The sequence below is a fragment of the Colwellia sp. MB3u-45 genome, from assembly GCF_014077005.1.
In the GTDB taxonomy this organism is placed as follows: Bacteria; Pseudomonadota; Gammaproteobacteria; order Enterobacterales; family Alteromonadaceae; genus Cognaticolwellia.
Map to the genome: position 1 here is coordinate 448,824 of NZ_JACGVC010000044.1, position 18,725 is coordinate 467,548.

Consider the following 18,725-nt stretch of genomic DNA (forward strand, 5'->3'; position numbering starts at 1 on the left):
TATAGCTAAAAGTTGTAAAAAGGCATATATATAAAATTTTTTGCTTGTCAGCTTGCTAATTTACAGATATATCTAATAGTAATTTCAGTCTCAAATTTAATTTTACGTCTCAGTTTTATTCACGAAGGCAATTTTTTCTTAATGTTTTGCTCGCGCAATATTAAGTCATTCAATGCAAATAACTGTGACGCAACTGACATCGTCAGCTTAGTAGGAATATAAAATAATATGGCAAAATCTCTGGTAATTGTGGAATCGCCAGCCAAAGCGAAAACAATTAACAAGTACCTTGGTAAAGATTTTATTGTTAAATCTAGTGTGGGTCACGTTCGTGATCTACCGCATAGTAGCACGGGTAAAAAAGTAGCGGCAAAATCTCCTGCTGAAGTAAGAAAAATGGCGCCTGCGGCGAAAGCTAAATATAAAGCTAAACGCGACAAACTCGCATTAGTTAATCGTATGGGTATTGATCCTGATAACGACTGGGCTGCGAATTATCAAATATTGGAAGGCAAAGAAAAAGTTGTTGCTGAATTAATCAAACTTGCCAGTACCGCAGATACTATCTATCTCGCAACCGATTTGGATAGAGAGGGTGAGGCAATAGCATGGCACTTAAAAGAAATTATTGGTGGCGATGACGCTAAATTTAAGCGCGTAGTTTTCAACGAAATTACTGAAAACGCCATTCAACAAGCGTTTTCTGCACCAGGCGAATTAAGCATGCCTGGGGTTAATGCCCAACAAGCACGACGTTTTCTCGATCGTGTTGTTGGCTTTATGGTCAGCCCATTATTGTGGAAAAAAGTAGCTCGAGGTTTATCAGCTGGTCGTGTGCAATCGGTTGCCGTTAAACTTGTCGTGGAAAAAGAGCGTGAAATTAAAGCTTTTGATCCAAAAGAATATTGGGAAGTTAGTGCCGATACGCAAACCTCTACAGGTAGCGACTTTGCATTAGATGTTACTCATGACCATGGCAAAGCTTTTAAGCCAACCAACGAAGCCGATACGAACAAAGCGTTAACTGTCTTAAAATCATCGGCTTATACAGTAAGTAAACGTGAAGACAAACCGTCAAAAAGTACGCCGTCAGCACCCTTTATTACTTCAACATTGCAACAGGCGGCTAGTACTAAATTAGGCTTTGGTGTTAAACGTACTATGGGGCTTGCGCAACGTTTATACGAAGCGGGTCATATTACTTATATGCGTACCGACTCGACCAATTTAAGTAAAGATGCGGTTGAAACTTGTCGAGGTTATATTACTGATAATTTTGGTGAAAATTATTTACCAGAAAATGCGAAAGTTTATACCAGTAAAGGTAATGCTCAAGAAGCGCATGAGGCTATTCGTCCATCAAACGTTAAGCTTGAAGCGGCTTTTATCACTGATGTTGATGCGGACGCGAAAAAGTTATACGAATTAATTTGGCGCCAATTTGTGGCTTGTCAAATGACGGCAGCACGTTACACGGTAAGTACCATTACCGTTGATGCTTCTGGCTTTGATTTAAAAGCGAAAGGGCGTGTAATGCAATTTGACGGTTGGACACGTGTTCACCCGCAACTATCAAAAGGTGATGACACCCATTTACCTGATTTAGCCGTAGGTGAAGTATTAACACTTCAACAGTTAAATCCATCGCAAAACTTTACTAAGCCACCAGCGCGTTTTGGTGAAGCATCGTTAGTTAAAGAGTTAGAAAAACGTTCAATTGGTCGTCCTTCGACTTATGCGTCAATTATTTCTACCATTCAAGATCGTGGTTATGTGCGCTTAGATAAAAAACGCTTTTATGCCGAAAAAATGGGTGAAATTGTTACCGATAGCTTATCGGGTAGCTTTAAAAAATTAATGAATTATGACTTCACTGCCAATATGGAGCAGGAGTTAGATGAAGTTGCTGAAGGTAAAAGTAACTGGAAAGATGTATTAAACGGCTTCTATAAAAGCTTTACCGAACAGCTAGAACTTGCCGACACGCCTTCTGAGGAAGGTGGTATGCGTAATAACGAACCAATTGTAACCGATATTGATTGCCCAACCTGTGGTCGTAAAATGGGTATTAGAACTGGCTCAACGGGTGTGTTTTTAGGCTGTTCTGGCTATGCATTACCACCGAAAGAGCGTTGTACTACTACCATGAACTTAACGCCTGGTGAAGAAGCGGTTAGTGTCTTAGCTGAAGATCAAGAAACCGAAGCGTTACGTGCTATGCACCGTTGTGAGAAATGTGGCACGGCGATGGACAGTTACCTGATTGACGAAACACGCAAATTGCATGTTTGTGGTAATAATCCAGTATGTGACGGCCTAGAATTAGAAACAGGTGAGTTTAAACTTAAAGGTTACGACGGACCTATTTTAGCATGTGACCGTTGTGATGCTGAAATGGAGTTAAAATCAGGCCGTTTTGGTAAGTATTTTGATTGTACTAACAGCGAGTGTAAAAACACCCGTAAGTTATTAGCCAGTGGCGAAGCTGCGCCACCCAAAGAAGACCCAGTACAATTACCTGAATTAGCATGTGAAAAGTCTGAAGCACACTTTGTGTTACGTGATGGCGCAGCCGGTATCTTTTTAGCGGCCAATACCTTCCCTAAATCACGGGAAACACGAGCACCTAAAGTTGCTGAGCTAGCGCGTTTTCGCGATAGAATTTCAGAGAAATTCTATTACCTAGCCGATGCACCAGCGCAAGATCCAGAAGGCAACTTAGCGGTTGTTCGTTATAGTCGAAAAACTAAGTCACAATATGTTATGACTGAAGTTGAAGGCAAAGCAACGGGTTGGAATGCTAAGTATGTTGATGATAAGTGGGTTGAAGAACTCGCTAAGAAAAAAGTAGTAAAAGCCAAAGCAAAACCTAAAGCTAAAGCTAAGCCTAAGGCGAAAAAAACAGCCTAAATAGATAACTGCTCTACTTCAAAATGCTGAAACTGTATCTTGAAGTAGAATAGGGCAGTAATGTTACAAAAAAAAAGCGCTCTAAGAGCGCTTTTTTTTATGTTCACGATAAACACTCAGTTTGAGCTTGTAAGCGTTTTTTTGTGCTAGAAAAAACTAAGTTCCAAAATCCTTGCCGGCAATGCCGTGTTCATATGGCGGTTCATCGCCATCTCAGTAATTGCTCCTGCATTACTTTAATGACTAACATCTCTATAAAAAAATAGCTTCACGGCATTCGTACATTCATGTGCGTTAATGTGAAAAAAACGGCGATGTCAAAAACAATGTCGAGTTTCAACAGCTTTTCATTATTATCAGTGATAAAATCTGTTTTATTTTATCAAAGATTTATTATGGCGATTAATTGGTTCCCGGGGCATATGCATAAAGCCCAAAGAGAAATTAAAGAAATTTTACCGCAAATTGATGTGGTGATTGAAGTTTGTGATGCGCGTTTACCTTTTAGTAGCGAAAACCCCATGATCACTGAAATTCGTGGTGATAAACCATTAATTAAAATTTTAAATAAATCAGACTTAGCTGACCCAAAAGTCACCGAGTTATGGCTGAACTATTTAGAGTCTCAGCATAACGTAAAAGCGATTGCATTAACCACAGAGTCGCCATCAGTTGCCAAGACGCTTCCCAACTTAATTCGAAAATTAGCCGCTAATAAAGATGAAGCTGGTAAGCAAATTAATGCCGTTATCATGGGGATCCCTAATGTGGGGAAATCTACCTTGATTAACACCCTAGTCGGTAAAGCTAAGGCTAAAGTTGGTAATGAACCTGCGGTAACCAAAGGTCAGCAAAGAATACGTTTAGATGAAGGTTTATATTTATATGACACCCCAGGTATGCTTTGGCCGAAAATAGTCAATGAAAATAGTGGTTATCGTTTAGCGATCACCAGCGCAGTGAAAGATACCGCATTCGACCATGAAGAAATTGCTTGTTTTGCCGCTGAATATTTATTAGCGGCTTACCCTGAGCGTTTAAAAGAGCGTTATGCCATTGAAGAGCTGCCAGCACAAGAAGTTGAGTTAATTGAAGCGATTGGCAAACGTCGTGGTTGCGTTAAAAGCGGTGGACACATTGACTTTCACAAAGCGTCTGAAATATTAATTAATGAAATTCGCGATAAAACCTTAGGCGGCATATCCTTTGAAACGCCAGAAATGGTGATAGCAGAGGTGGTGCATTTTGATAAGGTTGAAGCAGACAAAGTTGCTGCCAGAGAAGCCAAAAAACTCGCCAGAGGCCGAGGTCGCCGCAATAAACGTTAGTATTAACTAAGCTTGTCACTAAGCTTAGCATTAAAAATTTAGTGATAAGTTTAATCAGTAAGTTTAGTTATAAGATTAAGATAAGGTAGCAATATGAGTGAGCAATTTAAATTACATCCACAATTAGCCAATGACTGCTTTGTTATGGCTGATTTTCCACTTTCTCGTTTATTACTGTGTAATGACAGTGCTTACCCTTGGTTCATTTTAGTGCCAAAAGTCGATGGTATTCAGGATATATATCAACTTGATTGGCAACAACAGCAACAGCTATTAAATGAATCAAGCATGCTAAGTGAAGTGCTGATGCAAGAATTTAAAGGTGACAAAATGAATGTGGCAGCCTTAGGCAATGTAGTATCACAGTTGCATTTACACCACATAGTGCGTTATGAAAAAGATGCCTGTTGGCCAAAGCCTATTTGGGGGCAGCAAGCGCTAACACCTTATACAGATAGCGAACTAGACGTTATCAAAAGTCGCATAATACCTAAATTATCAGCCATATTGTTATCTGATAACTAAGTTTCAATATAGCTTAGCTTTAATATAACTAAGTTTTAAAATAACGAAGCCTTAATACTCAGTGTATTAAGGCTTCTTGTATTTATCCGCTATATTTCAAGAGACAAACCAGTATTTGAAGTGCAGCGGGTATAATCGTGCAAGCCTAAATCAGCTTAACTAAGCTATACAGGTTTTTTTTGCAACAGACGATTGCTTCATCATGGCAAGAGACTGGCTCAAATCTGCAATTAAGTCATCAACATTTTCAAGACCAACTGATATTCTAATTAAACTATCACTGATACCGGCGGCTAAACGTTCTTCTTGAGTATAAGGTGAATGTGTCATCGAGGCAGGATGTTGAATAAGAGACTCTGCATCGCCTAAACTGACGGCAATTGAAAACAACTGCATACGGTTAATAAAGTCACTACCACCGGCTAAATCACTATCAATTTCAAAAGCAATAACACCGCCAGCTGCTTTCATTTGCGAGCCGATAAATTTATGTCCTGGGTGGCTTTTTAGGCCAGGGTAATAAACGTGCGTGACTTGCTGATTACTTTCTAGAAATTTCGCTATTTTTTCAGCGTTACTGCAATGGCGTTCCATACGAATAGGTAAGGTTTTAAGGCCTCGCATGATCAACCAGGCATCATGTGGACTCATGGTTGCGCCAATATCTTTGAGTACCGTCATTTTTATCATCATGATCATTTCACTAGTACCACAAATAATACCAGCAACCACATCACCATGACCGTTTAAATATTTTGTTGCGCTATGCACTACTATATCTATGCCATACTTTCCCGGTTGCTGTAATACTGGCGTTAAAAAGGTGTTATCGACGATAGAAATAATATTGTGTTTTTGCGCTATTTCACCAATCATAGCTAAGTCGTATACCGCTAAGTTTGGATTTACCGGTGTTTCTAAAAAGATGACTTTTGTATTGGGTTTTATGGCCGCTTCAATTTCTGCAGGGTTTGCCATATCAACAAAGCTAACTTCAATGCCCCATCGGGTAAGTTGATGATTCATTAACGCAAATGAACAACCATAAACCGCTTTTGATGAAATTAAATGATCGCCACAAGATAAATTACTCAATAAAGCGCCAGAGACAGCGCCCATGCCAGTAGCCGTAGCAGCCGCGTCTTCCATGCCTTCCATTGCGGCTACTCGCATTTCTAATTGTCGAGTTGTTGGGTTGCCTAAGCGACTATATATGTAGCCTTCAGCTTCGCCTGCAAACCTATCAGCGCCTTGTTGTGCATTGTCGAAGATAAAAGTAGAGGTTTGATAAAGTGGCGTAGCTAATGAACCAAATTGTTCGTCATTAATACGGCCTGAATGAATCGCTTGAGTTTCAATATGTTTACTTTCTGACATGGGATACCTTTATCTATGGGAGAATTATTATTGTTAGCTGTAAGTCAGTCACTTATTAATAGTTATTTAGCAATTATACTGCCATCTTTTTATTTTATTATTTATCAGTAACTTATGTTTTTTGCATTAGATTTAACAAGTAGCTTGTAATATTATTATTACAAGCTACTTGTGGCTAATAAAGATAGTGAGTTAAAATATGGAAGAAAGCTTTGTTAGCTATAGCTTTGCTTGAATTTTGTCTTTTGTAATAAATTAATTACAGTGTAATATTATTATTACAACACTAAGAATAGTATGGTATTGATGAGGAGTTTATGTGCGAATAGAAATAAAATCTGAAGACCGAATGGGTATTAGCCAAGAAATATTGGCAACTTTTACTGGTTTGGCGCTAGACATTCAAGCAATGGAAGTAAGCTCACAATTTATATTTGTGCATTTGGCCAAAAGTGCCATTAGTTTTAATAAAGTAAAAAAAGCATTAATGAGCGTTGCCGGAGTTGATCACTGTCGGGCAGTGGATTTATTACCCTCAGAAAGTCGAGAACGGCATTTAAGGGCATTAGTGAATCGTCTGCCTGATGCTATTATTGATATTGATGAAAACGCTTGTGTGATGGCATTAAATCAAGCGAGTGAAAAGCTATTGGTGAATCATCAACGCCACAAAGGGGTGTCGCCATTACTCGGTGAGCAACTCAAAGGAGCTAAAGTTAATCGCTTACTTGATATAGAAATAACCTTGCCTTTATTGGATGAAATTAGCTCGCAAAATGTTGATATTGCGGGGCAAAGTTACTTAGCAGAAATTAGTCCGATCAGTGAACAAGAAAACAGCTCTGGTGCCGTTATATCCTTAAAATCAATCACCAGTTTAGGTCGACAAATTTCGATACTGCAAACGAGAGATGCTCAGGGACTTGATAATATTATTGGTCAATCTGCTAGCATCCAATTACTTAAAGAACAAACAGCTCGCTTTGCTGAATTGGAATTGCCGGTATTAATTAATGGTGAAACAGGCACGGGTAAAGAGCTTGTTGCTAGGGCTTTACATAATGCGAGCAAACGTCAACAAGCGCCATTTTTAGCAGTAAATTGTGCAACGTTACCTGAACATTTACTTGAAAGTGAGCTGTTTGGCTACGCAAACGGTGCTTTTACAGGCGCGCAAAAGGGTGGTAAACCGGGTTTACTTGAGTTGGCGGAAGGCGGCACTTTATTCTTAGATGAAATTGCTGAAATGTCACCTTATTTACAAGCTAAACTATTAAGGTTTTTACAAGACTTTAAATTTCGTCGTTTGGGTGGTACCAAAGAATTACAGGCCAACGTTAGAGTACTGAGTGCGACTCATCAAGATTTATTAGCCATGATAAGTCAGCACAAGTTTAGGGAGGATTTGTTTTATCGCTTAAATGTGCTGAATTTAAATTCGCCGCCATTACGTGAACGTGCCGAAGATATTGCCTTAATAGCGCGTCATTTTGTGGTGCTTGCGGCAACACAAATGAACTTGCAGCAACCGAAAATTGATGAAAGTGCTATACAATTACTCTCATCGTATCCTTGGCCCGGCAATATTCGAGAATTACAAAATGTGTTGTTTAGGGCGGTAGCACTGAATGAATATGGTGATATCTCTGCACAAAATATCAGCGTCGCGTTAGCGCAATTTAAACAAACTGAAGTCACTGGTGTGGTTGAATTTAAAGTAGAAAACGAGCTGGAGGATTGGGCAAGTGCGCAAGCAAAATTTGAACAGCAGCTTATTAGCGCTTTATATCCTTATTATCCGACAACGCGCAAATTGGCAGAGCGATTAAAGGTATCACATAACAAAATTGCCATGAAATTGAGGCAGTTTGGCATTAATAACTAAATAACTAAATAACTAAATAACTAATAAATAATGCCAAATACCGAATCACTAATAACTGTGGGTAACCGTTGTGAAGATGATTTAATCTTCTAGTATTTTGTAGAGGATTTGTTTAACGTTTTTAGGCTCAAATGGTTTATCGCACATAGCTGTAACGCCCTCAGTGAGTATATTCGCTAAGTGGGTTTGACTACTTTCACTCGTTACCATAAGTATGGGAATATGTGATTGTTGGCTCTCACTGCGAATATATCGGGTTAGCTCTTGTCCATTGACTTCTGGCATATTGTAGTCAGTAACGACGAGGTCATACATATTTTCTTTTAATAAGGCAATGGCTTCATTACCATCAACGGCTTCGGTTATTTTCAGTAAACCCAAGTTGTTCAATACGCGTTTAATATGATTTCTGGCTAGGCGACTATCATCAACGAGCAAAACGCGCACTTGATGAACATCAAAGTAGTCAAGTTCTAGCTCATCGGTTGATAATAAATCAATGGTCGTGTTTATTGCTGTTGCTAAGTGATCAGAAGTAAAAGGTTTTGGTAATAAAGCAATAACACCAGATTGCTTAAACTCTTCTAATTTTTTCAGGCGACTCTCACTGGTAACTAGCATAAAAGGTGTGTCAGCAATAGCAGGGTTATTTCTTATTTTATGCAGCAATTCTATCGCACTACCGTCATCAAAATACATCGCGCTGGTAATTAAATCACGTGGATATTTTTCGGCACTATCATAAGCTTCAGCAATGTTTTTAGCTTCTGATACTTGGGTGATACCCAGCTGTTTTAACTCTTTAATTATAATTTTTCTTTGTAAGTCAGAAGGCTCAACAACCAGTAAAGATAATTCATTTGGATTCATAATATTACTCTATAGTTTTTAATTGATTACTTAGCCACCAATAAATTTGACCTTAAAGCCACTTTTTTCGAGCACTAATTTTATTTCTTCGCGCTTATCACCTTGAACTTCTATTACGTCACCCACTACGCTGCCGCCAGTGCCACAGGTTTTTTTAAGTTTTTTGGCAAGTTCTTTTAAGGCTTTATTATCTAAACCTAAACCGGTAATGGTGATAACACCTTTTCCCTTTCTGCCTTTAGTTTCTCGACGTACTTTTGCAAAACCGTCTGACGGTGTAACTGTCGTACTTTTAGCCGGTGATATTCTTCCGTCAGCCGTTGAATAGACCAAAGCTTGATGGTTACTATTTTGCTTAGGGGCTGTATCGTCGATACTTTTACCAAAGGCACTAGCTAAGTCACTTAGGCTAGAAAATTTTTTTGTCATAGTTGTACCAATCTCACTAATTTCTGATCATTTCTATTGGTTAAAACAAGCCACTACTAGCTTGTTTATTTAATCATTATCGCTTTACCAATGCCGCTTATTAAGCAATGCAGTAGCCTATTGCCCTAAACAAGTCGTTATTAAATAAATGCTTTGTATTTGGTGATGTTACCTGCATATAAAGTAGAGCAGACAATTAATGGAACTGGCCCTACTGCTAAAATTTGGATAAAATAAAACCACTGCTCGAGTGGTTTTATTATACAGAGAATAAAGTGAGCTTAAAGCTTACTTTCTAATTCAGGTAAAGCGTCAAATAAATCAGCCACTAAACCGTAATCAGCTACTTGGAATATTGGTGCTTCAGCATCTTTGTTAATCGCAACAATGACTTTAGAGTCTTTCATACCGGCTAAATGTTGAATAGCACCTGAAATACCTACGGCGATATATAAGTCAGGAGCAACAATTTTACCTGTTTGACCCACTTGCATATCGTTTGGTACAAAGCCAGCATCAACCGCGGCACGAGAAGCGCCAATGGCTGCGCCTAACTTATCAGCTATACCATCAAGTAATTTGAAGTTTTCGCCGTTTTGCATACCACGACCACCAGAGATGATCACACTTGCCGCACCGAGTTCAGGTCTTTCTGAAACCGAAAGTTGTTCACTTACGTAGCTAGAAATGCCGGCATCAGTGACCTTGTCTAGAGCAATAATTTCAGCATTACCATCGGTTGCAACGGCGTCAAAACCGGTAGAGCGAACAGTAATTACTTTTTTGCTGTCTAAACTTTGCACTGTGGCAATGGCATTACCAGCGTATATAGGACGGACAAAGGTGTCACTACTTTCTACGGCAATAATATCTGAAATTTGCGTAACATCTAATAAGGCAGCAACACGTGGCATAAAGTTTTTGCCTGTTGTCAGTGCTGTCGCCATGATGTGGCTATAATCTGCGGCAAGTTCAGTCACTAATAATGAAACATTCTCAGCCAGTTGGTGTTCATAAGCGGCGTTATCAGCGACCAAAACTTTTGAAACACCATTAACCTTGCTTGCTGCTTCAGCAATGGCTTGACAGTTGTGACCAGCCACTAAAAGATGAATATCTCCACCAATAGCTTGCGCTGCTGCAACAGTTTTTAGTGTATCGGCTTTTAATTCGCTATTATCGTGTTCGGCAAATACTAAAATGCTCATGAGATCACCTTCGCTTCATTTTTTAATTTTTCTACTAATTCATCAATGCTTTCAACAATAATACCGGCTTTGCGTTCAGCAGGTGGTGTAACTTTAATTAAATTAGTACGTGCGGTTAAATCAATACCAAAATCAGCGGCCGCTTTTACCACTAGTGGCTTGCGTTTGGCCTTCATTATATTCGGTAATGAGGCATAACGAGGTTCATTTAAGCGTAAGTCAGTGGTGACAATAGCTGGTAGAGTTAAGGCTAGAGTTTGCAAACCGCTATCAACTTCACGAGTGACATTAACTTTATCGCCATCAATGCTTACAGCCGAGGCGAATGTACCTTGTGACATGCCGGTAAGTGCCGCTAACATTTGGCCTGTTTGGTTGTTGTCGCTGTCAATTGACTGCTTACCTAGAATAACCAGTTGTGGCTGCTCTTCTTCCACTATTTTTTGTAATAGTTTAGCAACGTTAATTGAATCTAAGCTTTCATCTGTCTCAATTTGAATAGCACGGTCAGCACCTAAGGCTAGGGCTGTACGCAACTGTTCTTGGCAAGATTTATTACCAATAGATACGGCGATAACTTCAGTGGCTATGCCCGCTTCTTTTAAACGAACGGCTTCTTCAACAGCAATTTCACAAAAAGGGTTAATTGCCATTTTTACATTAGCAAGATCGACATTTGAATTGTCTGCTTTAACACGTACTTTTACGTTATAGTCAATAACGCGTTTGATGGGTACTAATACTTTCATCGTTGCCTCTGATTATGTTGGTTGTAGGTAATCTTGGTTAAACTAAAGTTAATTCAACTTAACGCTATTATTATGGCTTGAAAGACTACTTGCAGATGACGTTTACGTCAACGTCTTCTGTCGATATGGTCAGTCAAATCGTGTTTAAATAAATATTATCGTTAATTAATGCAATACAAGATAGTATTTAACACGAATATATCTATAATGTTTGATATTATCAAACAGGTGTTTGAAAATCAAACGTGTGTTTGAATATTTCATATAATAATTAAATGATGGGAGATGTTATGGAACGCGAATCAATGGAGTTTGATGTTGTAATTGTTGGAGCGGGTCCTGCAGGCCTGTCGACTGCTTGTCAACTAATGAAACTTGCACAAGAAAAAGAACAAGAACTTATGGTCTGCGTAGTTGAGAAGGGCTCTGAAGTTGGCGCTCATATTCTTTCTGGTGCAGTTTTTGAACCACGAGCATTAAATGAATTATTTCCTGATTGGAAAGAAAAGGGTGCGCCTTTAAATACCGCTGTTACGGGCGATGATATTTATTTATTTAATGGCGAAAAGAGTGCGATAAAATTACCTAGCTTTAGTGTCCCTAAAACTATGCACAATGACGGTAACTACATTGTTAGTATGGGCAATGTTTGTCGTTGGTTAGCCGAACAGGCTGAAGAGTTGGGCGTGGAGATTTTTCCAGGCTTCCCTGCACATAGCATTATTTATAATGACGATGGCAGTGTTGGCGGTGTTACTACCGGTGATATGGGATTAGATGCAGAAGGTAAGCCTAAAGATTCGTTTATGCCGGGTATGGAGCTAAAAGCAAAATACACGGTTTTTGCTGAAGGCTGTCGTGGCCATTTGGGCAAAGAACTTATCGCTAAATTTGGCCTGGATGCTGATAAATCACCACAACATTACGGTTTAGGTTTTAAAGAAATTTGGGATATTGCCCCTGAAAAGCACCAAGAAGGTTTAGTGGTGCATTCTGCTGGTTGGCCGCTTGAGAAAGACACTAACGGTGGCGGTTATTTATATCATGCGGAAAACAACCAAGTTTTTGTTGGCTTAATTGTTGATTTAAGTTATAGCAATCCGCATTTAAGTCCGTTTGATGAGTTTCAACGTTACAAGCATCATCCTAAAATTGCCCAATATCTTGAAGGTGGCAAGCGTGTATCATATGGCGCAAGAGCAATGGCTAAAGGTGGCTTTAATTCACTACCTAAAATGACTATGCCAGGTGCGGTATTAGTAGGTTGTGACGCGGGTACCATTAACTTTGCTAAAATCAAAGGTAACCATACCGCGATGAAGTCTGGCATGTTGGCGGCTGAGTCTATTTTTGATGCCTTACTAACAGGTGATGAAGGTGGCAAAGATTTAACCAGTTTTTCAGAGAAGTATCAAAATTCTTGGTTATATGACGAATTATATAAGACACGTAATTTTGGCCCAGCTATGCACAAGTTCGGCACCTTTTTAGGTGGCGCTTATAACACAGTCGACCAAAACTTCTTTGGTGGTAAGTTACCGTTCAACTTTAAAGATGACAGCTTAGATCATGAACAACTAAAACTAGCCGCAGATGTGCCGGTGATTAATTATCCCAAACCTGATAATAAATTGAGTTTTGATAAACTGTCATCAGTATTCTTATCAAATACTAATCATGCAGAAGAGCAGCCATGCCACTTGAAGTTAGCAGATAGCAGTATTCCTATTGGTGTTAACTTAGTTAAATATGGTGAGCCAGCGCGACTTTATTGTCCTGCAGGGGTATATGAAGTTGAAAGTACAACAGACGGCGATAAATTTGTTATTAACTCGCAAAACTGTGTGCACTGTAAAACTTGTGATATAAAAGATCCGAGCCAAAATATTACTTGGGTAACACCAGAAGGCACCGGTGGCCCTAATTATCCTAATATGTAGTAATACAAAACGGATTATTAGTCACTCGTTCAGATTGATGTGATTGTGTATATCGCTATTTTTGAACAAAAAAACCTGCAATTGCAGGTTTTTTTATGTTTATAAAATGGGGCTTTACAATTATAAAGTTTACTTTAGTGCTTTTTCAATGCCGTAGCGAGGAGCGCTGTCAATGCAGTTGATTAATGAGTTATTATCAAATTGAATTCTGCTAAGGCTGGTATTTCTAATTGCAGCTTGTTTTCTATCTGATCAAGTTTTAGTAAGCTTGCACAAATTATTGCCGCTTTATTTTCTAACGTATTAGCTTGGTTACTTATATCGATTTTTATATCATTACCCATTGATTCAATGCGCTGGTCAAAAGTTTCAACACGTTGTTCGGTACTTTGTTTTTCTTTATGGGTTATGGCTTCACCCACAGCGACTAAAATGTTACCGACAGAGTTAGTCACAATAGTTTCGATTTCTTTTTTAAATTCACCAGCAAAAATCTCATCAAAATCATCAAAATCTTGTGGCGCAATATAGTAGCTTTCATCGCTATGGTTAAAGCGAGTACGTAGTCGCGATTTCATCTCATCAAACTTTTCTTGAAACTGTTGATGTGTAGCACTGTTTTCGCCAGTTAAGCTGCTGATCACTTTATTGACCGCTTTTAACCCGAGCTCAACACCTTCTATAGCGATTGAAACTATCGCAGGCACTTGTGATCTAATGCCGCGGGTATACTCGCTCAATTGACTTTTTTGTGCCTGGTTAAGCGCAACTTCACGGCCATAAACAAAAAGCTGATGTTGGCCATTTATTTGTACATAAGTTTGCCCCTGATTGACAATACGCAGGTGAGCTGGATCGATAATAACACCATAATTAAAATTAATATCGCATTGTTGGGCGTTTGCTGCGCTCATAAACAAACATGTAACTAGTAAGCTGCGGGCGATAAATGCCATAGCAAAACTCCATATTATATCGGATTTGTAGCGGGAATTATTATATTGAAACAAGTGGTTCTATATGAACTTTCTGGTCTTTGTAAATGAAACGACTGGGGCCATATTCACGGCGAGTTTTATCGTGAGATTCACCAATGATAACTTTTACACCATGATACACTTTTTCGCTTGCTTCAACACAACCACTGGTCATATATTCTTGCAGCTTCTCTTTATCTGACTCTTTTTCGGCGCTAAACTCAGCCATTTTTTTCGAATGATAACGGTAAGTGGAGATAACTTTTGCCAATATTTCTGGTTTTGCTTTATCTTTGGGGAGTTTTTTTAGTTTAATCACAGTATCTTTCAGCCCTAAAAGGGTATCCGACTCAGCTTTTACAGCCAGATCAATTTCTACAATTTTAGCTAAGCAATCGTGCATTCTATCGGCAAAAGTTATAATGGTCATACTGCCAGCTGTTGCACCTATTATACCTGCATGCACCGATTTTCCTGCACTAATATAGCCAGCAATAAGTTTACCGTTGGCTTTTTCTTCGCGGCCAACCCATACCGTTTTATTAACCTTTACTATGCTATGCATTATTTGATTTTCAATTCGTAATGAGTCACAGGTGATATCGGCGTATTGGCAATATTTGGCAAAAACCTTACCATTGGCTTTAATATGAGCACTTAAGTGGATTTTAGAAATATCGACTGATTCAACTTCTTGTTTTTTACCAATAATACCTTTGCCAATAGTTATATCTCCACCAGCATCTAGCGTAGCAGATTCAACGAAACCGCCAATTGAAATGTCACCTGTAGCAACTACTTTCATGCCTTCACCAATGTCACCATCTATAATGACACTACCTTTAAATTTAACATGGCCAGTACCGACATCAACATTTTTAAGATGGTAAACACTGTCAACCTCCATACCGTTTTCAATAATACGAGGTAGGCCAACCAAGGTAGAAACTAAAATGCTGCTGTTTTTTGGGCTTAAAGCGGTTCCTTCACCAACTAATATGTCAATATCTGTACCAGGTGTAGAGTCTAATATATCGCCGGTGACGGTATAGCCTGGAATACCATTAGTCAGTGGGATTTTTTTAGCGAGAGGATCACCTATTTTTACACAGATAATATCACCAAGATCGCGCATATCTACACTACCATCATCACGTTTTTTGGGTTTTAATATTCTATCTTGTGCACTCTCTACTAAGAGTTTTACATAGGCATTTTTACCCTCTATCGGTAATTTTCCGTGCGCTATTTCACACTTTACCATCGAACCGGCGGGCTCTTTAGCTGCCCGTTTGGCAAGTGATATTAATTGTTCTTTACTAAAACCTTTATAAACCTTAGCGGCTTGAGCCGCATCGAGTATTGCTTTTGCGCTCATGTGTTGGCCACCAAGCGCGGTTGTAACTTCTGCTGAAGCTGACATTTTGTCGTCAGCAATTTCAATTAAAAACGTAGCATCGCGCCGCTCAAGTATTTGGTATTTTATTTCACGACCAGTATGATTTTCTTTTAACGGTTTTAAAACACTTTCTAGTTCAGCGATGGCATTTTTAATATTAGCCTCAACAGCATATAAATGACTGTATTGAGAGTTATTAATTAGCTCATGTATATCAGCTTCCGTTAGGGGGGTCTTCGTTTTTATCGGAGACAACACTAGGTCGATGTTATTGACTTCGTTACTTACTAAACTTACCTTGCTCACAAGCCTATAACTCCATTATTTTATAAAATTTACTATTCCCTGAATATAATTCTCTTGATGAACTTACCTTGCTCACAAGCCTGTAACTCCATTATTTTATAAAACTTATTATCCCTAAATATAATTCTCTTGATGAACTTTAATAAAATTTTCGGTGTTTATTTTTGAATAATCTAATTTATATTCTTTATTGTCTAATGCCTCGATAAACACTAAAGTTTTTTCTTGGCCAAACACGTCAGGTTTACACAAATCAATAAGTTCTTGATGGGCTCTTTTTGCATCTATGCGTTTTTCTGGTAAAACACCTTTATATAAATCAATACCTGTATGGCTTACTATTATCACTGGATGATCACCGTTAACCAAAAGTAGATCAATTTTTCTGTTTTTATGAATAATAGTGTTACGGCCACTGACTCTAAAGTTTTTATCGTTCAAAGTACTCTCCCTATGATAATGAGTGACTTGTCACTTTAACTTGTTGTCAAAGCAAATTTTGCTGCTAATGTTTAAATATATTATTTTATATTAATATCAGCTTGCAATAAGATTAAAATTTAATGGTTCTAAATATATAAAGATTTGAATCACTAAGCAATATAAAACCGCTCGCTTACCTCAATTTGCCTTATAGATTAACTTATACGGTCCTAGTATGGTTCATCTTAACTATTTATTAACATCCTTCGAATTAAGTCTAAACTGCGAGCAGCAACCACCTGCTGAAAATGTTGTCTAGCGACAGGGATACAATAATACTTCGCCTGTAACGCTTGTTTGTTACCCCAAGCTATCCATACCGAGCCGACAGGTTTGTCTTCTGTAGCGCCATCTGGCCCTGCTATACCAGACACAGCGATGACATAATCAGCATTCGACTTAGCTAAAGCTCCTTTGGCCATGGCTAACACGGTTGCCTTACTAACCGCGCCGTGGCTAATTAAAGTTGCCGCCGGCACATCAAGCATTTCACTTTTCATCTTATTGGAGTAAGTGACAAAGCCAGCTTCAAAAACTGCTGAAGCGCCAGCTATAGCCGTTATTTGACTGGCAATTAGTCCGCCAGTACAAGATTCTGCAAGGGTAATTTTTTGCTGTGACTTAATGAGTAAGGGGACAAGGTAATCAGCGATTGTTACATGGTTACTTTTACCTGTTGTGAGTATATGACTACCTAACAAGTTACTCAGCTTATGCTGCCATTGCGCTAATAGCTCTTTACCTTTTGGGCATTGAACGCTTAATTTCACTTCCAACAATGGCATCGCAGCGCGAAAACCAATCGCTATTTCATTAGGCCAGTCAGGCAACTTGTCATTGATCAGTGCCTGTAATGTTGACTCACCCATACCAAAAGTCTGCAAACGGATGAGATTTTGTTTGTTTGTTATTGGAAATAATTGCTGCAAGCTAGGAATAATTTCATCTTTTAGCATGTGGCTTAATTCACTTGGCACCCCAGGGGTACAAATAATCAGACACTGGCCTAATTGAATACGAATACCGACAGCGCTGCCAGTGGCATTATCAACAATTTCACTGCCTAAGGGTAAGTAAGCTTGTTTTAAATTAGGTTGATTGAGTTGAGTGTTTCTACGCTTGGCCCATTTTTTTAAGTGTGAATGTGCTTGTGGATCAAGGTGTAAGTCAACACAGCAAGCTTGTGCTAGTGCTTGTGATGTAAGATCATCAATCGTTGGGCCAAGGCCACCATTAATGAGTAATACATCTGCTGTTTGACTAAGTTGAACTATTTCTGCACATAAAAGTGCTAGATCATCAGCAATGGTTACTTTTTTATTGATAGTTAAGCCAATGTCATTGAGCTGTTGTGCAAACATTACTGAGTTTGTATCAATAACATCGCCGTTCATCAATTCGTTACCGGTTAACAGTATATTCACCTGAGTAGTCATATAGCGCCAAAATTCAATTGTAATATGGCTTTCATGTTAGCGAAAAAGTGGCTTGATTGCGCTGTAAATTTAGCTGATTGTTTTATTGTTTTTCACCTGATTGCCGTATTGTCATTATAGATAATAAATATAATGCAAAATGAGCGATTAATAGCAAAAAACAAAAGTAGAGGGGTTATTAAGTGTGTTTTTTTACCTTGTGGCTCTTTCATCTGTCACTATCACTCTTACTAACATAGAGGCTAAAGCCTGTATTATATGGTAATCTTGATGATAGCAATGCTTAAGTGAAAATAGTCAAGCCGTACTAAAATAAAGCAGAAATACACTATTGTTGAAATACGAGCAAAAGTTGTTGAAATACGAGCAAAAGTTGTTGAAATACGAGCAAAACTTTTGAAACACTAGCCAATTTTTAGTCCAATACCCAAGCCTGCAGCTTGAAGTGGCTTGGCTATATCACTATGAATTAATAAGACTTTTTATAAAATGACCAAGAAAATACAGTCGTACCATCGCACACTTTTGTTTGGTAAATGGTATCGCAGCGAACGAGATGACGAAGGTTACATGTTTACCGAGTTTGCAGAAATTTCAGCTGATGGCCGCTATGAATTTACTTTTATGCAGCATGACGACCATGGCACGGTTTCAGAACAATCGGTAGAATCAGGTGATTGGGGTTTAGTAGGCGATATTCATTTTACCATTAGTAAGAGTGAATTTGTCAATGATGAACATTATGCGGCGGACTTAGAGCATGATGATAATTATCATGCTTATCGCGTACTGACCTTAAATAGCCAAATTTTTGAATATCAACACATCTTAAGTAATGAAGTGTTTATCCTACGCCGAGTTATTGATAATATTGCCTTAAGTTAAACTTATTTAAACTAATAC

General features: G+C 38.6%; 15 protein-coding genes. 6 read left to right on the forward strand and 9 right to left on the reverse strand.

Annotated features, from left to right (window positions below):
• The first annotated feature begins 228 nt into the window (after positions 1 to 228).
• From topA to H4J41_RS07240, 3 genes are all read left to right on the forward strand, one after another.
• Positions 229 to 2,910: a type I DNA topoisomerase gene (topA, locus tag H4J41_RS07230; RefSeq protein WP_182138036.1), complete on the forward strand. Its 2,682-nt coding sequence runs from the start codon at positions 229 to 231 to the stop codon at positions 2,908 to 2,910.
• A 395-nt stretch (positions 2,911 to 3,305) separates the two neighbouring features.
• A complete protein-coding gene (gene ylqF / locus H4J41_RS07235; protein ID WP_182138037.1) occupies positions 3,306 to 4,238 on the forward strand; it encodes a ribosome biogenesis GTPase YlqF in 933 nt (310 codons plus the stop codon).
• Positions 4,239 to 4,331: 93 nt separating this feature from the next.
• Positions 4,332 to 4,763 (forward strand): HIT domain-containing protein, encoded by a 432-nt coding sequence (locus H4J41_RS07240; protein WP_182138038.1) that lies wholly within the window; start codon positions 4,332 to 4,334, stop codon positions 4,761 to 4,763.
• Positions 4,764 to 4,922: 159 nt separating this feature from the next.
• Here the strand turns inward: H4J41_RS07240 and megL are convergent, their stop codons facing one another.
• Positions 4,923 to 6,140, reverse strand: a complete 1,218-nt coding sequence (gene megL, locus H4J41_RS07245; protein WP_182138039.1) for a methionine gamma-lyase — start codon at positions 6,138 to 6,140, stop codon at positions 4,923 to 4,925.
• Positions 6,141 to 6,459: 319 nt separating this feature from the next.
• On the opposite strand from megL, the gene H4J41_RS07250 reads away from it, so the two are divergent.
• The gene (locus tag H4J41_RS07250) at positions 6,460 to 8,025 is read left to right on the forward strand and encodes a sigma 54-interacting transcriptional regulator (RefSeq protein WP_182138040.1); all 1,566 of its coding nucleotides are present in this window, start codon (positions 6,460 to 6,462) and stop codon (positions 8,023 to 8,025) included.
• A gap of 81 nt (positions 8,026 to 8,106) precedes the next feature.
• Here the strand turns inward: H4J41_RS07250 and H4J41_RS07255 are convergent, their stop codons facing one another.
• The 4 genes from H4J41_RS07255 to H4J41_RS07270 all read right to left on the reverse strand — a co-directional run bounded on the left by H4J41_RS07255 (position 8,107) and on the right by H4J41_RS07270 (position 11,281).
• On the reverse strand, positions 8,107 to 8,895 hold the full coding sequence (locus tag H4J41_RS07255) for a response regulator (protein ID WP_182138041.1): 789 nt from the start codon (positions 8,893 to 8,895) through the stop codon (positions 8,107 to 8,109).
• Between the two features lie 30 nt (positions 8,896 to 8,925).
• Positions 8,926 to 9,324, reverse strand: a complete 399-nt coding sequence (locus H4J41_RS07260) for a stress response translation initiation inhibitor YciH (RefSeq protein ID WP_182138042.1) — start codon at positions 9,322 to 9,324, stop codon at positions 8,926 to 8,928.
• A 281-nt stretch (positions 9,325 to 9,605) separates the two neighbouring features.
• Entirely contained in the window at positions 9,606 to 10,532 is a 927-nt protein-coding gene (locus H4J41_RS07265) for an electron transfer flavoprotein subunit alpha/FixB family protein (protein WP_182138043.1), read from the reverse strand.
• Positions 10,529 to 11,281: an electron transfer flavoprotein subunit beta/FixA family protein gene (locus H4J41_RS07270; RefSeq protein WP_182138044.1), complete on the reverse strand. Its 753-nt coding sequence runs from the start codon at positions 11,279 to 11,281 to the stop codon at positions 10,529 to 10,531. Before H4J41_RS07270 ends, H4J41_RS07265 begins: the two co-directional genes overlap by 4 nt.
• A gap of 290 nt (positions 11,282 to 11,571) precedes the next feature.
• Here H4J41_RS07270 and H4J41_RS07275 point away from each other — a divergent pair, with 290 nt between their 5' ends.
• A complete protein-coding gene (locus H4J41_RS07275; RefSeq protein ID WP_182138045.1) occupies positions 11,572 to 13,221 on the forward strand; it encodes an electron transfer flavoprotein-ubiquinone oxidoreductase in 1,650 nt (549 codons plus the stop codon).
• A 182-nt stretch (positions 13,222 to 13,403) separates the two neighbouring features.
• On the opposite strand, the gene H4J41_RS07280 is transcribed toward H4J41_RS07275, so the two are convergent.
• From H4J41_RS07280 to H4J41_RS07295, 4 genes are all read right to left on the reverse strand, one after another.
• Positions 13,404 to 14,177, reverse strand: coding sequence for a DUF2884 family protein (locus H4J41_RS07280; protein WP_182138046.1), 774 nt, complete (start codon positions 14,175 to 14,177; stop codon positions 13,404 to 13,406).
• 40 nt (positions 14,178 to 14,217) lie between these two features.
• The gene (locus H4J41_RS07285; protein ID WP_182138047.1) at positions 14,218 to 15,903 is read right to left on the reverse strand and encodes a DUF342 domain-containing protein; all 1,686 of its coding nucleotides are present in this window, start codon (positions 15,901 to 15,903) and stop codon (positions 14,218 to 14,220) included.
• 114 nt (positions 15,904 to 16,017) lie between these two features.
• Positions 16,018 to 16,344, reverse strand: coding sequence for a hypothetical protein (locus tag H4J41_RS07290; RefSeq protein WP_182138048.1), 327 nt, complete (start codon positions 16,342 to 16,344; stop codon positions 16,018 to 16,020).
• A 227-nt stretch (positions 16,345 to 16,571) separates the two neighbouring features.
• Entirely contained in the window at positions 16,572 to 17,822 is a 1,251-nt protein-coding gene (locus tag H4J41_RS07295; RefSeq protein ID WP_182138049.1) for a CinA family nicotinamide mononucleotide deamidase-related protein, read from the reverse strand.
• A 489-nt stretch (positions 17,823 to 18,311) separates the two neighbouring features.
• Between H4J41_RS07295 and H4J41_RS07300 the strand changes: the two genes are divergently transcribed.
• Positions 18,312 to 18,707 (forward strand): hypothetical protein, encoded by a 396-nt coding sequence (locus H4J41_RS07300; RefSeq protein ID WP_146879118.1) that lies wholly within the window; start codon positions 18,312 to 18,314, stop codon positions 18,705 to 18,707.
• The last annotated feature ends 18 nt before the right edge of the window (positions 18,708 to 18,725 follow it).

Bases quoted from the DNA above. Each gene is read 5' to 3' on its own strand.
- H4J41_RS07295 (WP_182138049.1), bottom strand. From the start codon at position 17,822: ATGACTACTCAGGTGAATATACTGTTAACCGGTAACGAATTGATGAAC.
- H4J41_RS07275 (WP_182138045.1), top strand. From the start codon at position 11,572: ATGGAACGCGAATCAATGGAGTTTGATGTTGTAATTGTTGGAGCGGGT.
- H4J41_RS07265 (WP_182138043.1), bottom strand. From the start codon at position 10,532: ATGAGCATTTTAGTATTTGCCGAACACGATAATAGCGAATTAAAAGCC.
- H4J41_RS07260 (WP_182138042.1), bottom strand. From the start codon at position 9,324: ATGACAAAAAAATTTTCTAGCCTAAGTGACTTAGCTAGTGCCTTTGGT.
- topA (WP_182138036.1), top strand. From the start codon at position 229: ATGGCAAAATCTCTGGTAATTGTGGAATCGCCAGCCAAAGCGAAAACA.
- H4J41_RS07280 (WP_182138046.1), bottom strand. From the start codon at position 14,177: ATGGCATTTATCGCCCGCAGCTTACTAGTTACATGTTTGTTTATGAGC.
- H4J41_RS07255 (WP_182138041.1), bottom strand. From the start codon at position 8,895: ATGAATCCAAATGAATTATCTTTACTGGTTGTTGAGCCTTCTGACTTA.
- ylqF (WP_182138037.1), top strand. From the start codon at position 3,306: ATGGCGATTAATTGGTTCCCGGGGCATATGCATAAAGCCCAAAGAGAA.
- H4J41_RS07300 (WP_146879118.1), top strand. From the start codon at position 18,312: ATGACCAAGAAAATACAGTCGTACCATCGCACACTTTTGTTTGGTAAA.
- H4J41_RS07240 (WP_182138038.1), top strand. From the start codon at position 4,332: ATGAGTGAGCAATTTAAATTACATCCACAATTAGCCAATGACTGCTTT.
- megL (WP_182138039.1), bottom strand. From the start codon at position 6,140: ATGTCAGAAAGTAAACATATTGAAACTCAAGCGATTCATTCAGGCCGT.
- H4J41_RS07270 (WP_182138044.1), bottom strand. From the start codon at position 11,281: ATGAAAGTATTAGTACCCATCAAACGCGTTATTGACTATAACGTAAAA.